Annotated in this window: 25 protein-coding genes; all 25 read right to left on the bottom strand. The window is 43.9% G+C overall.

Translation table 11 applies throughout. From position 1 onward, the window contains the following. Positions 1-36: 36 nt before the first annotated feature. Positions 37-270: a hypothetical protein gene (locus ACK8P5_RS26355; protein WP_422661647.1), complete on the bottom strand. Its 234-nt coding sequence runs from the start codon at positions 268-270 to the stop codon at positions 37-39. Then, on the bottom strand, positions 254-550 hold the full coding sequence (locus ACK8P5_RS26350) for a hypothetical protein (protein WP_422661646.1): 297 nt from the start codon (positions 548-550) through the stop codon (positions 254-256). Before ACK8P5_RS26350 ends, ACK8P5_RS26355 begins: the two co-directional genes overlap by 17 nt. Then, a complete protein-coding gene (locus tag ACK8P5_RS26345; protein WP_422661645.1) occupies positions 507-740 on the bottom strand; it encodes a hypothetical protein in 234 nt (77 codons plus the stop codon). Before ACK8P5_RS26345 ends, ACK8P5_RS26350 begins: the two co-directional genes overlap by 44 nt. Then, entirely contained in the window at positions 740-949 is a 210-nt protein-coding gene (locus tag ACK8P5_RS26340; protein ID WP_422661644.1) for a hypothetical protein, read from the bottom strand. Before ACK8P5_RS26340 ends, ACK8P5_RS26345 begins: the two co-directional genes overlap by 1 nt. A 17-nt stretch (positions 950-966) precedes the next feature. Further along, entirely contained in the window at positions 967-1,722 is a 756-nt protein-coding gene (locus tag ACK8P5_RS26335) for a metallophosphoesterase (RefSeq protein ID WP_422661643.1), read from the bottom strand. A gap of 40 nt (positions 1,723-1,762) precedes the next feature. Continuing rightward, entirely contained in the window at positions 1,763-2,242 is a 480-nt protein-coding gene (locus ACK8P5_RS26330) for a dUTP diphosphatase (RefSeq protein ID WP_422661642.1), read from the bottom strand. Next, positions 2,239-2,553 carry a hypothetical protein gene (locus ACK8P5_RS26325; RefSeq protein ID WP_422661641.1) on the bottom strand — a complete coding sequence of 105 codons (315 nt, stop codon included), beginning with the start codon at positions 2,551-2,553 and terminating at the stop codon, positions 2,239-2,241. The genes ACK8P5_RS26330 and ACK8P5_RS26325 overlap by 4 nt, the downstream gene beginning before the upstream one ends. Positions 2,554-2,629: 76 nt before the next feature. Continuing rightward, entirely contained in the window at positions 2,630-3,235 is a 606-nt protein-coding gene (locus ACK8P5_RS26320) for a hypothetical protein (protein ID WP_422661640.1), read from the bottom strand. An 11-nt stretch (positions 3,236-3,246) separates the two neighbouring features. Beyond that, entirely contained in the window at positions 3,247-3,504 is a 258-nt protein-coding gene (locus tag ACK8P5_RS26315; protein WP_422661639.1) for a hypothetical protein, read from the bottom strand. Next, a complete protein-coding gene (locus ACK8P5_RS26310) occupies positions 3,501-4,058 on the bottom strand; it encodes a hypothetical protein (protein ID WP_422661638.1) in 558 nt (185 codons plus the stop codon). The genes ACK8P5_RS26315 and ACK8P5_RS26310 overlap by 4 nt, the downstream gene beginning before the upstream one ends. A gap of 7 nt (positions 4,059-4,065) precedes the next feature. Beyond that, positions 4,066-4,980 carry a hypothetical protein gene (locus ACK8P5_RS26305; protein ID WP_422661637.1) on the bottom strand — a complete coding sequence of 305 codons (915 nt, stop codon included), beginning with the start codon at positions 4,978-4,980 and terminating at the stop codon, positions 4,066-4,068. 17 nt (positions 4,981-4,997) lie between these two features. Continuing rightward, entirely contained in the window at positions 4,998-6,986 is a 1,989-nt protein-coding gene (locus tag ACK8P5_RS26300; RefSeq protein ID WP_422661636.1) for an ATP-dependent helicase, read from the bottom strand. Between the two features lie 18 nt (positions 6,987-7,004). Next, positions 7,005-7,376 carry a hypothetical protein gene (locus ACK8P5_RS26295; protein ID WP_422661635.1) on the bottom strand — a complete coding sequence of 124 codons (372 nt, stop codon included), beginning with the start codon at positions 7,374-7,376 and terminating at the stop codon, positions 7,005-7,007. After that, a complete protein-coding gene (locus tag ACK8P5_RS26290) occupies positions 7,357-7,752 on the bottom strand; it encodes a hypothetical protein (protein WP_422661634.1) in 396 nt (131 codons plus the stop codon). The genes ACK8P5_RS26295 and ACK8P5_RS26290 overlap by 20 nt, the downstream gene beginning before the upstream one ends. 13 nt (positions 7,753-7,765) lie before the next feature. Continuing rightward, complete coding sequence (locus ACK8P5_RS26285; RefSeq protein ID WP_422661633.1) at positions 7,766-8,191, bottom strand: hypothetical protein; 426 nt, start codon at positions 8,189-8,191, stop codon at positions 7,766-7,768. 2 nt (positions 8,192-8,193) lie between these two features. Beyond that, complete coding sequence (locus ACK8P5_RS26280; protein ID WP_422661632.1) at positions 8,194-8,505, bottom strand: hypothetical protein; 312 nt, start codon at positions 8,503-8,505, stop codon at positions 8,194-8,196. Further along, a complete protein-coding gene (locus ACK8P5_RS26275) occupies positions 8,502-9,074 on the bottom strand; it encodes a hypothetical protein (RefSeq protein ID WP_422661631.1) in 573 nt (190 codons plus the stop codon). Before ACK8P5_RS26275 ends, ACK8P5_RS26280 begins: the two co-directional genes overlap by 4 nt. Then, positions 9,067-9,273, bottom strand: a complete 207-nt coding sequence (locus ACK8P5_RS26270) for a hypothetical protein (RefSeq protein WP_422661630.1) — start codon at positions 9,271-9,273, stop codon at positions 9,067-9,069. The genes ACK8P5_RS26275 and ACK8P5_RS26270 overlap by 8 nt, the downstream gene beginning before the upstream one ends. Positions 9,274-9,329: 56 nt before the next feature. Then, positions 9,330-9,458 carry a hypothetical protein gene (locus tag ACK8P5_RS26265; RefSeq protein ID WP_422661629.1) on the bottom strand — a complete coding sequence of 43 codons (129 nt, stop codon included), beginning with the start codon at positions 9,456-9,458 and terminating at the stop codon, positions 9,330-9,332. Between the two features lie 31 nt (positions 9,459-9,489). Then, the gene (locus ACK8P5_RS26260; RefSeq protein WP_422661628.1) at positions 9,490-10,743 is read right to left on the bottom strand and encodes a hypothetical protein; all 1,254 of its coding nucleotides are present in this window, start codon (positions 10,741-10,743) and stop codon (positions 9,490-9,492) included. Positions 10,744-10,752: 9 nt separating this feature from the next. Then, positions 10,753-11,061, bottom strand: coding sequence for a hypothetical protein (locus ACK8P5_RS26255; protein WP_422661627.1), 309 nt, complete (start codon positions 11,059-11,061; stop codon positions 10,753-10,755). Positions 11,062-11,095: 34 nt separating this feature from the next. Next, positions 11,096-11,770: a hypothetical protein gene (locus tag ACK8P5_RS26250; protein ID WP_422661626.1), complete on the bottom strand. Its 675-nt coding sequence runs from the start codon at positions 11,768-11,770 to the stop codon at positions 11,096-11,098. 213 nt (positions 11,771-11,983) lie between these two features. After that, the gene (locus ACK8P5_RS26245) at positions 11,984-12,250 is read right to left on the bottom strand and encodes an HU family DNA-binding protein (RefSeq protein WP_422661625.1); all 267 of its coding nucleotides are present in this window, start codon (positions 12,248-12,250) and stop codon (positions 11,984-11,986) included. A 214-nt stretch (positions 12,251-12,464) separates the two neighbouring features. After that, on the bottom strand, positions 12,465-12,824 hold the full coding sequence (locus ACK8P5_RS26240; RefSeq protein WP_422661624.1) for a hypothetical protein: 360 nt from the start codon (positions 12,822-12,824) through the stop codon (positions 12,465-12,467). 35 nt (positions 12,825-12,859) lie between these two features. Continuing rightward, positions 12,860-13,036, bottom strand: coding sequence for a hypothetical protein (locus ACK8P5_RS26235; protein WP_422661623.1), 177 nt, complete (start codon positions 13,034-13,036; stop codon positions 12,860-12,862). Positions 13,037-13,053: the final 17 nt, after the last annotated feature.

The raw sequence follows: 13,053 nt of genomic DNA, 5'->3' as shown, positions 1-13,053 counted from the left end.
CCCTAACTGTCTAAGAACCTCCTTGCACGAGTTTCGCTATTGGATGCCACTCCAGCGAATATCCACTCGTGTTGCACCGGCTGTCGCCATGTGAGGCAGTGTAAGGTGGGTACCATCACCCGGGAAAAGCAATTTTCGTCGCCAGAGCACTCTTCCCTTTAGAAGGAACAAAATTTCCCCCGATTGTTCCTTCCTCTGTGAGTCTACCAGTAGACGAAAGTGTTTTTCAACACCCAACCGAGTTAAAATAATATTACCAAGCCATTTCATCGAAGTTCTCGATCTCCTTTTTCTTCTTGATGCGCTTCGGTTTTTCCTTCGAGGATGTTGTTTTCTTTTTAAGTTTAACTAGATCCTCGATTCCTGTACGATAAAGGCGGTGTCCGGAGTCATCATAAGGCTTGTCCAAGAAGACCTGCACTGGGCTGAAATGACTATGCGCAATATCATTCATATTAACATATTCTACGGTACCTTTGATACCGAGAGATTTAACTTTTACACGCTTACCATTCGTCGGTATCCAAAAGTTCGCCACTTTCTTCATCATCCCCCGTCTCCCAGTCAAACACCATGTATTCAAAGTCAAGCATAATTGATGGAATCCATGCTTCTACTTCCCGCCCGTCATCGTATTTCACCGTCACATTTGATAGGTTTGTCGCGCCTTCGGGGACAGATGTAACCTCTCCTGGAGTACTCCAAGCCCTATGTATAATTCGATCACCAACGCTATACATTATATGTTCGTCCTTTTGATTGCTCTTTCTTCTTTAGTAATCATTTCCTCAGTAGTTACATACATTTTCGTCATGATTTGGTTCGCTACATCTTTTGCTTCACTCTTTTTGCTGATCCTATTGGCTAAAACGCATCCGGCGAATGCACAAATAAAGGTATAGACCCCGAATAAGAAGATGACGAAACCGTTGGTTAAAACTATGGACATAACAACTCACCCCTGACTTAATAATATGTTCGTTTACGGGGACTCTTATATCGAAACTTGTAATCCCCGATACCCCCTGTCAACATGTTATACTCGATTACTTTTCCTTCTTCTAAATCGACCATGGATAGTTTTTTGTAGAAACCAGCACCTGTGTCGATACCAAGCTTGCGTCGTCTGGGTGAATACCATACGGTCATATCCTCTTCCTCGATATCCCTATGCAGCAGAACGGTTGGCGTATGACCAAACACAATGGTCTGATCAAAGGCATGGTCGATGTTAGGATTTTTCCAATCCGGATGACCAGTTAAAAGATCGCTGACCTTCTGGTCTTCCATGTAGGGAATTCGCGGATTGATGGCGGCATGAACGAAGATATAGTCGTCATCCTCAATAAAGAACTCCATGCGGTCCCACACGTAGTTGAGTATCTTATGTACATGGGCATGCCCATGCTTCATTTGAGCAAGTTCGATAGATTTTTGAGTCTGTAGCCCTCCTATATCTTCGTGTCTAAACGAGATATCAGGAACGGATGGATCTCTGTCGTAATTCGCTTTATGGGCTAGATCGTGATTGCCCCAAACGATAGACGCACCTTCTTTTAATAGAGCCTGACACTCTACGTACACACCCCAGGCGTCGAGGCCTCGGTTTACTAAATCTCCACAGATAACTAGCTCCTCTGGATCTGGATCCACATAATCAAGTAGCTCAAGAAACTGCTTTGCGTTCCCGTGGATGTCCGATATTGCATATCGATGATTCATATGTCCTCCTCATGGCGAAACCCCGCCATAAAGGCAGGGTTTAATGTTCTCCTGAATCTCCAAAACCGGTTTCACCCCGGGATGACCCACTCAGTCTTTCAACTAAGCAATAAAAGTGGTCATCGTCGACTTCTTCCATCTCCGGAGCTACAAATGGCATGAAGATGATTTGGGCGATCCTCGTTCCAGCTTTAATACGTCGTGGGAATAGAGAAAGATTCGTCATAATAACGCCAATATTCCCTGTATAACCGTGATCTATCGTCCCTGGATGGGTAAGCCACCCTTTCTTGCTGTGCCCACTACGACTCGTCACACGACCCAACAAGCCCTTAGGAATATGTATATGGGAGTTTGTCTTAAGGACGTGTGTTTGAAACGGCATAAGCCATTTATCTTCTAGGGAGTATAAATCATATCCGGCATCGACTCCCGGACGATTATTCTTGTAGGCTGGCTTATCGACATCCGGCCGAAAGAAATAGGTTCTTGTGAGTGGCTGCGTGTCTGTTCTCATCATACGGAAGCCTCCATTTTAATTTTATACTGGTCTTTTGTCGCGGAGACTTTGTTGATCTCAATTGTGACATCGTTATTATTGGCAATGTGCGATGCTGCTTTTTCTAATGTCTCGGACACACGCTGTCTTTGAAGACGGGTTGCTAGGCTTGGATTGTCACCTTGGTTATCCTTCTTCGTGTAATCGATCCACGTTTCTCCCTTGCGGCTACCAGACTTTCTCTCTCCGATGCGCAATGTCTTTAGTTCACCATTTTTGATTAGCCTGGCGATGAGCAATAAGTTATCGGGTGAAGCAATGGCTGTCGCCATAAGGATTACCCCCTGTCAGAATTGTCACACTGCTCTTAGTTTATCACAGGATTAGAGCAGTGTGAATGGGTTTAGCCTATCCGGCATCCTCCATATCAAAAATATCATTGTCATTTGAGACAGGTCGATTCTCCTTGAGATATTCTAAGAACTCTTTCGCACTCTGTGTGGATAGATCGTTGAAGGATTCGCAACCCGTCTGCTCATAAAGCAGCTTGTACATCTTCTCTTTCTTAATCTTTGCATCCTTACCGTGCCGCTTTATCTTACCTATGACTTTTGGATCTGCTTTTTCAACCTCGTAGACTGCGATTTCCTCGGAGCAAACCATATCTACGTTCAAATAATCACGAAACGCTCTCGCTTTGGCTCGGGTACAGGCCATACGCGGAAAACTTGCTGCAGTCATCTTACCGCAGTTTGATGCGTTGGCGTCTGCTTCCTCCATCCCCACGCGGCGGCCGTCTTTATTGAAGATCTCCGCCCTGGCAAATGCCGTAAATTTATTCTCGGGACTGGGATACTGAGTGATTTTCACTTCAATATGTCCGTATTCGGATTCCTCGTGAGCAAGGGCGAGCAACCCGTTATATAATACAGCGTCCTTCCCTCGATTTCCGCCAATTTTCTGAACATATTTCTTTCTGAACTCTGGTGTGAGCTCTCTTGATTTAGCTGCCATGATACTGCCCCCTAGTCGTCTTTACGCATTGCTGCTTCATACTCGTCTTTCGTAATCGGAGTAACGTATTTAATCGTATCTTCATCGAATAGAGCAACTTGGCGCCGCATTAGACCTGTGTGAATCTCTTCATAATCAATGGTTTTCTCGTGATCGATGCTCGCCTGACAGTAAGCCTCGCAGGGGTCTCCCGTCTCGAGGTCGACCCCTGCGCCTAACTCTTTTTCAAGACGATAATAGAACGTAGATGTTATAGTTTGTGGTCTCATTCGTCTACCTCCATTTTCTCTTTATTTAATGACACTATAGGTCGGACTTCGACTAGCGTCCTTGGGGTTTGCTCCGGCTTTCGTACCGTCGCATTATAATCGTCGACGATTACTTGGGCGTGAAATTCCGCCTCAGCCTGCGTCAGCGGGCGTGGAACGACCTGCCAACCAGCGCAAAGTGTCTCGTAGAACACACTACCTTCCTTAATTAGCAGCATTGTAATAGGCTCTTCGTAAACCGTACCGTCAATATTTACATACATATTGTATTCCCAGGCGACCTTCGAAGCGTCGTCGGTAACCCCACAGACTTGACCCTTCTCGTAATCTTGAATGATATCCGTTGCCTTCCTGGTGATCTCTTTCTCGTCAAGATGATTCGTATTGAAAATGGCCACTTGCGATCCATCGCTAGCTACATTGATTCGGATCTGCATAATTCGCTCGGTAGATTGTATACCTTCGAGATAGAGATCATCATCACTCATGTCAACTTCCTGGATGGCCTCCACAACAGCTGTAATAGAATATTTACTCCAATCGATCTTCGTCATCTCCAACCTACTCCTCATCCTCATTAAGGTAACAAAGAACTTTGCTATAATTATCGAACGCTTTTAAAATGTCGTTTTGTTGCCCCTTCTGAATGAACATCTTGGGCGCATCACTACCGTTAGACAATAGAATCGGCGCAAAGACTCCGCCTTTTTCGAATAGTAATGACAGTTCTTCACAGAAATCTTGCATGATGTAAAAATCGTCAACAAAATGTGCGAAGTTTTGCCTTTCGTCCTTAACAAGAGGAAAGTTTATAAATGCTTGCAGTAGATCAGATTCGCCGGGCGACTGATTTCTCCACCAAGTTACACCAGATTCAGTCCACCTATCATGATGCTTTACATAAAAATCATCGAAATGCTTAGTAAGAATTTGCTCGGCCGCCACTCTATTTGTGCAGGCACTAACATGAATTCGGATCTCTGGATTTGTATTGCTTGATACAATCCTAGAGGGAAACGGGACCTTTGAATTCCCGAATTTCGGCTTAAGTGCCCTTTGATAAATAATAGATCCATCATGATTCGTGAGCAGCCTTCCACTCTTGCCCACGACCGGAATCTTAACTTCTTCGTATTCGTCTTCCTCCTCCTTCGTATCTGGGTTATATACTTTACCCACCGTATGATCTGGAAGACTAAATGTTTTCCATTCATGTGACCCATCACTATCTAAATGGAAGTCGTCTTCATCCTCAACATCTTCATTAAATTCGGGGAGAGCGTTTTTTATTGATTGCTCATCGAAATCATTTGGCGAGATTAGTTTATCGAGTATGGTTAATTCCCCCACTTTAACACCCTGCAGATTTTCTTTCGGATTATCAGGGTTTGGCGGAGCAATTATGAAATCCGCTTTGTAATGAATACGATTTGCTAAACCGAGTTCAAGCAATTTTTTCTTATCTTTTTCATTCATGATATAACTTCTCTCCCCTATACGGCTGTAATGAGATGACCTGGGAGCTCCTCAAAGAATCTAGATTCGTCCATATTCTCGTATCGGCGATCCCAACGCATCCGACGAAACGCATGTGTCAGATAGAGCAATTCTTTAGCTCTCGTGATTCCAACATACATGAGTCTGCGCTCCTCGTAAACAAGCTCTTCGTCTCTACCTAGAGAGTTGGAATGAGGGAGCATGCCTTCTTCGACGCCAATAACAAATACTACAGGGTACTCAAGTCCTTTTGCAGAGTGTAACGTCATCAAGTTTACGGCATTACCATCATCGATACCGTCAGTCTGACTGGCTAACGCGATCTGATCCAGGAATTCCTGCAGGTTCGGTTCTGCAGCTACCTCTTCATACCCCTTTGCGATCTTGACCAGCTCTCTGACATTGGCGACTCTTTCCGTAGATTCGTCTGTCGCTTCCTCCAGTAGTCGATCTATATATCCCGTATTCTTAAGAACCAAATCTAGCATATCAGAAACTGGTGTTTCAGTAACCGATGTACCTACGGAATAAATATGGTGGAGTCTGGATATAATATCAGTGACTGAAACGATTGCTGCTTGCGTTTTGGTCATTTTTGCTTTGTACGTCTCGAGGACAGTATAGAGTGGGATCTCTTTTTTCTTGGAGATCCTTTTTTCTTTGATCATCGCTTGAATTGTCGTCTTTCCTATACCTGAAACAGTATTCAGGACACGTTCACACGATATATCATTGTCGGGATTAACCGCAAGCTGGATCCAGGAAAGGACATCTTTAATCTCTGCTCTCTGATAGAAGCTAAATCCGGAAACCATCTTGTAGCTTATTTGGTGCGTCATGAATCGATCTTCTAGCAGTCTTGACAGTACATTCGTACGATACAAGATAGCAATATCCCCGTAGTTGTATTGTCCGGAATCGACCAGATTTCTAATTTCTTCTGCGACGAATGAAGCTTCGCTCTCATCGTCAATTCCACTAAACTTACGAACAAGCTCGCCTTGCTGATGATCCGAGAAGCACGTTTTATGCATCTGATTCGGATTCGCTTTCATGATCGCATTACCGCATTCAACTATCGTTTTGGTTGATCGGTAATTTTGTTCCAACTTAATAATCTTGCAGTCCGGGTAGTCTTTTTGGAAGCCTAGGATCTTTTCGATATTAGCTCCTCGCCATCCGTAGATAGACTGATAGTCATCACCCACAACGAATAGGTTATTCTTTCTACCCACGATCAATTTAATCATGCGGTACTGGCATTCATTCGTATCTTGATACTCGTCGACCATGACGTAATGATATTTCTTTTGGAACTTTCTTCTTACTTCCGGATCTCGTTCCAGCATACGAACCATCTTCATTAATAGGTCATCGAAATCTAGAGCATTCTGACGCTGCATCCGTCTCCAGTATTCTCGGTATACTTTATATGTTCGCTGATCGTCTGACGTAGCAATGCACTCGTCTCTGAATCTATTTGGTGTGATCATCGCATTCTTCTGCGTGGATATGATCCCCTTATAGAGCCTGATCATTGATGCACTTGCTTCGAAGTTTAGATCTTTTAGGACGGTCTTCATTACCTTATTGGTATCGTCATCATCGAAGATAACCCAATTTTGATCCAATCCGGCTTCCGAATAATACTGATGGAGCCACCTTACAGCAAGACTATGAAAGGTACCGATATTAACTCTCGCGGCTTTCTTTTCACCGACCGCTTGACCGATCCTCTCTTTCATTTCCTTGGCAGCCTTATTAGTAAATGTAACGGTGAGGATATTCCATGGCTTCACACCCTGATCCATTAGGAAGGCTACACGCGTCGTAAGCACGCTTGTTTTTCCACTGCCGGCCCCGGCAATAACTAGGGCAGGCTTCTTTAGCGTCTTTAGTACGGCCTGCTTTTGGGGCTTATTTAGCCCCCTAATTCTGCGTTTGAGCTTCTTATTATTAATTACAATTGGAGTTGCTGTCGCCAATGGACCACCCTCACCTTCTTAGGTTTGTCTTAAATCACAATACGGTACTTCTACGACCCCACAAAATCTCTCATGTACACTCTTGGCCGTGCATAGGACTTTCGCGTAATCAACATACAATTCACAGATAACTCCAACATGCGAATTGTGGTTTCCGCATTTATTGTTTGAAACGATTACCTCTTGTCCTACCCAATAATCCCCATCATTCGCCATTGATTTCAGTTCTTTGATCTGGGGTTCATCCGTGGAAGGATCCTCCGCGACAGCACCAAATTCGTTATAACGCTCAATCTGATCAGCAAGCCGATTGATACCTCTTATTAATTCCGGTAGCTGATGTTCAAAAAACGTACGGCCATAACGTGTATTATGAAAATCTATGTTCATCGTCGTTTCTTACCTCCACAATATCTTTGTATGGATTACCTTCTTTGAGTTTCCAACCCTCTGGACTCATCGTCATGTGGATATTCGCCGCAATAGCTTTATGTCCAGATTCACAAGTTCCCATAGGGAGCTCTACCAAATCCGGCGCGATTACTCCGTATTCAAGTATTTCATAAAACTCTGCCTTATCGGTGTAATCTTTTTCGACTTGCGAGTCCGCAAGGCGCTGAGCCGCTTGTCGTATACCTTCACTGTCCAAAACGCCTCGAGCATAGGTCATACTATGATAAACTCTATGCTCAACTCTTCCATTCTCTAAATTAATTTTGACACTCGCCGATACGAGTGTCATTGGTGCCGATACTAGGTATGCCACTACCTTAACCTCCTTAAGCTTGCATCATAAGCTCCTTATTGCGGGCTTTGATCTGCAGCTTCAATAAATCGTAAACAAATGACGCCATCTTTCTTTTATCGAACTGGTACAGCCTATCGCTTTGCAGTGAAGGTCTGTCAAAATTCAATGCGTTACCTCGGATACTTAAGTATCCGTTATTACCGAACTCTCTGTCGTAATATTCGTGATAATCTGACGATAGATTGCGAGCTTCTACCGGCTGCAGATTAGGCCAAGACTTGGATGCCACGTCCTCTATATATTCTATGAGCTCTGCGAAAACCTCTGGTTCAAATGAAAATTGCATAGAAAACCTACTACTTAAATCCTCCGGGCTTTTCTCGAAAATCACAGCAGATCTGCGGCTTCTGATTGTTAAGTCACGTCCACTAATACTTTTAAAAGATCTAGAGTTCATGTTTAACCCTCCTTGGAATATACAGAGACTAAAACGTTCGTCAGCTCGTCACAGATCGCCATGGATGACTCGGTATCGCCTAGAGTTACTTCCCAGTGTATATTTAAACACTTCTCCACAGTATCCTTTAGCTCCCCTTCTCGCCTCTCTGCTCTATCTGCACGTGCTCTCTCTGCCTCGACCTGCTCAATTAGCCAGTCTTTCTGCGCTTTTATATTATCGGTGTCGAATACGGTGTTTTCTGCTAGATATCGTAACCAAAATGAATCATCATATCTTTTAATTGTCTCAAGATCTTGAGCATCCCTATTCATTTCATTACCTCCGACTTGGGTCGGCACTTGTCGCACCATATCTCATCATCTGGGATTGTAACAATGCCGCACCTTGCACATTGATTTGATCTTAGCCATTCCCACATCTCTTTTTCGTCATGAAAGCCGGTATAGTTGACTTTGTCTCCTGGCTTGATGGTGGATATACCCTTCCATTCCTCCGTAGGATGTCTACTGTCGCAAAATGAACATTTTAACCAGTCCACTTGAGTTTCATCTAGCGGTTTATTGAAACAATTCTTATTTCCACACTTAGGACAGGCGTATGCTTCTGCGGGCTTAATAGTGAGTACTTTCCTACTCTGTATTAGTGACTCAACACTAACTTTGCAGTCCTCGGCATAGAGATCATCGCCGTTTGCAGTGTCCTCTACATCTGTGAACATTTCACCACAGGTCATGTCGCAGAAAAGATCATAGCTTGCTAATCCTTCTCTGGCTGCCTTTTTTATCCTATTTTTGTACTTATATACCTCTTCAATCCCGGAATCGGACCACAGTTTTAGAAGCTGGAGTTCTAAGTCTACTAGCTTTACTTGGTTACTCATGATCTACCTCCACATGGGAAATGTCCGACTTCGCAACGAGAAGTGTTTTCTGGGGAGAATTTATTTCGATAAATTGCTCTCCCTTCTTTCTAATCATCTGGAGTAGACGCTTCACTTCTGCAGCAGGAAGATCGTTTATATCAGACATTCTCCTGCCATTTTTATAATAAATCCTGACTTGCTTTATATGACTATTCACGTATCTATCCTCCTACCGAATCACGCAATGGTGGAAAAAGGGGCTTCTGGGCCCCATTAGTTAAAATCATCACAGGAATGATCTTCATCAACCACAATGTGGTCATCTTTATTAAGTACACAGATCAGCCGATCGTCCTCTGTTGAAAAGGACTCCCCGCATGATAGGCAATTTGCTTCCCTCATTCTTCTGCCTCCAATCTATTTGAAGTCTGACTTACGCCGTCTCCTTCTTTTTCTTCGTTTTCTCCGGAGTAACGTCTTTTTTATCCTTCTTTTCCTTCTTCTTCTGCTGCGCTTTCTCAAGGCGGGCTTTCTCTTGAGCGTCGATCTTCGCCTGCAATTTCTCAAGCTTCTCGATTTCCTTCATCTCGTCTTCATCCTGGCTCTTAGCGACGATTTCACCAGTCTTAACGGCGTCACGCAATTTATCGCGAAGATCGTTTGCAAGCCACTCGTTCTGATTTAAGAAATCACGGAATTTCGTTTTTCCTTGGAACTTAAGTGGTACGTCAGTTACCTCTTCTCCATCGACGACAGCCTTTGGTGCGCTAATTACATCACCACTTGCATCCTCAATATAAAACCAGCTGCCGGATTTCCTTACGCCGATGTTTGCCTCTGGTGACTTGTCGATAATCTCGCTAAGCTTATCTACGCCTATACCGTAGATAACCAAGTATTCACCCTTCTTGTATGGGTTGTCGTATACGCAACGGTTTTTAGCGACACGTACACCGACTTTCATCCCATCATCTACAGTAATGGGGTCCTGTTCGTTTAACTGGAGCTTACTCAAGCCGACGCGAAGAGATGAGAAGAATGATAGTGCCCGACCACCAGTTGTAACGTTAGGGTCTCCAAACATCTGACCAACGTTCGTCCGCACCTGATTGATAAATACGGCATACAAACCTTTCTTGTTGATGATAGCTGTCCACTTACGCATTAGCTTACTCATCATTCTGGCTTGGAGCGCGATATTGTCTTTGGCCATGTCAGTTTCTAGTTCCTTTTTCGGTGCTAGACCAGCAACAGAGTTAACCACAAAACCTTTAATCACGCCAGAGCGAAGATAAGGCTCCATTAAGTCGATCAGCGCTTCACCGCCGTCCTCCGATTGCTCGATTAGGATCAACCTTTCAGGATCAATGCCGTGTACCTTTTGGGCGTATTCGAGGTCGAAGGTATCTTCCGTCTCCCCCCAAAGCCAGAACGCGTCTGGATCAGCCTGCATATCTTCACCGATCATCTCTTCCATCAAGGAAGTCTTACCGGACGATTGCGGACCAAAAATCTCACTGATTCTACGGCGTGGAATCCCTCCACCGACGATCGCATTAAACTCTTCGGAGGGTGTGGGCAAAAATTCAAGCGGATTCGCGACCTCGTTGCCAAATCCAACGACGACTGAACCCGCCTTCTTATTTTGTGCATCCATAATTTTCTTCAATACGGCTTTCTTGTCCATGCTGACCTCCTACTTCAATAGGGCGTTAACCGCTTGTTTTAATTTAGATGTGACTTGTCTGATCGCCAACGGCGGCGTTCTGTACATCTTGTCAATGTCAGAAATGACAGATCCGATCAAGCGTACCGCCTCATCCGTAGCGACAGCGGAGGATAAAACACCGGTTCCCTGATGTTTTGTTCTAACCTCATCCATATCTGATACAACCCTGCGTTGGGCCTCATCGTGCGAGAGGCCCTGTTCGCGATAGGAGTTGTAGAGATAAACAATAGATTGGTCGAACATCACCTTGGCTCCAAGCTGTTTATTGTCGTCCATCTAGCATACCTCCATTTGATGAAGGGACGGGGTTTTAATCCTCGTCCTCTTCATCAAAATAGTCATCTTCTTCATCTTCATCGTCATAATACTCATCGTCGTCGTAATCTTCATCCTCGTCTTCATCGCGAGACTTTTTCTTCTTATCCTTAGCAGAAGACTTCTTGCTGGATTTCTCTGGCTTGGATTTAGATTTCTTCTTCTTGGACTTGCGTTCTTCTTCCTCGTCCTCATCTTCATCCTCATCTTCGTCCTCATCGTCACGAACTTTACCGCGACGCTCCGAACGAGACTTACCGCTGGACTTCTTCTTGCTGTCGCTGGACTTAGATTTCTTCTTTTTCTTCTTACGATCGTCGTCATCTTCATCCTCAATAGTTTCAGCAACAGCCTCTGCCATTTTCTTAGGAAGGATCTCGATACGACCAGCACGATAGGAGATACGCTCTTCTTCATCCCCATCCTCGCCCCGATAAGATTCATGCTCTGCATTAAATACAGTTACCCAGTGTCCAGCACCAGCGTAATCACGTAGATATGCAGCGTCATGCCCCCATACCGTTACAACTGGATAAGTATTTGGCATTTCACCATCTCTTACGAACGCCTTGCGGCACTCAACGACGATCTTGAGCATAGCTTTTTCTTTGTCTTTGCCGTTGTCATGAATGATACGTTTAATAGTTCCTGCGATTGTAGCACTAAACATGAGTGTTACCTCCAATAAATTTTATGTACCCATATTTCGCGGGGCCGCGCGTTGGGATCGTGTCCCTGTTCTCTTTTCTCTTTCTGCCACCTCTGTCGTAACGACAGAACCTCCTTATTCGTACAGACTCTATCTTACCAACTGATAGAGCAAATATACAGAATAAATCACTCCCGGTCGTGACAACGACCGAGAGCGGAGTTTAAGCGGATATTAAAGTTCTTCTTTAAATTCCTTACCAGCCTTGAAGCCGACGTTGTTACTTTCAGCAATGTCGATCTCTTCACCAGTTTGGGGATTGCGTCCTTTACGAGCTGCGCGTACACGTTTTTCAAAAGTACCGAAACCTTTGATCGGGAATTTACCCTTTTCAGCAGTCTCAGTCTTAATTGTTTTTAATACTGTTTCCAGAGCTGCAGACGCCTGCTTTTCTGATAGACCTGTTTCTTGTAGATTTTTTACGATAATAGTTTTACTCATAGTGATTACCTTCTTTCATTTTAATTATAATTATCTTAAATTTGATAGCAATCTTGATTACTGTGTCAATTATAACATTGTCTAAATCAGAATCAAGTATTGACTTCACGCGATTTGAAAATTTTAACCATGTATTTTGTAGCACTGTCACGATTGACACGTTTGGGGTTTAAGAAGGGCGACAGATCATTCGTCGCCTGCTCCCCAACCATGGTTATTTATCTTCATCAATGTCAATCGCCTCCGCGGCTCGATTAGATCGATGCCAGTACTCTTCTTCCGCTTTCTCTAGTTCGATATCTTCTTCTTCCATACCGACCTCATCATAGGTGATCATCGCTACCCCATTGCTGTCTTTTAAACCAGTTAATCTGCAATATTGAAGAAAGCCACCATTAACATGCATCTCGAATACTTGTCCAATAAACGGTCGTATAGGTTCTAGATCGATTTGCTTCGTCGTATCCTCTTGAACCTCGACTCTCCTACCGTCTGGCAAAAGGTAATTATCGATATAAACTTGTAATGGGTTTTGCTTCTGTACAACATTTACAACGATCATCAACTCGTCCATCCTCCTTCGTTACGCTAGATCATCAGATGAGATTGTTAACTTTTAAACTCCGGCACTGTATCCTTGAATTCAGCTGTAGCTGCCAAGTAAAACGACTTACTGATTTCTGTACGGCTTATACTCCATTCGGCGATCTCCATAAAATATCGACCATCTTCTTCGATAAATCTCATCTCAGCAGAATAATATGTTGGTAGCTGTACGCTTATCAATTTGGTCCCCTCCTTCG

This window comes from Paenibacillus sp. EC2-1, assembly GCF_049311625.1.
Classification (GTDB): domain Bacteria; phylum Bacillota; class Bacilli; order Paenibacillales; family Paenibacillaceae; genus Paenibacillus_AQ.
The sequence above is the reverse complement of the archived record's forward strand: the minus strand, read 5'-3'. Positions and strand labels throughout refer to the sequence as shown.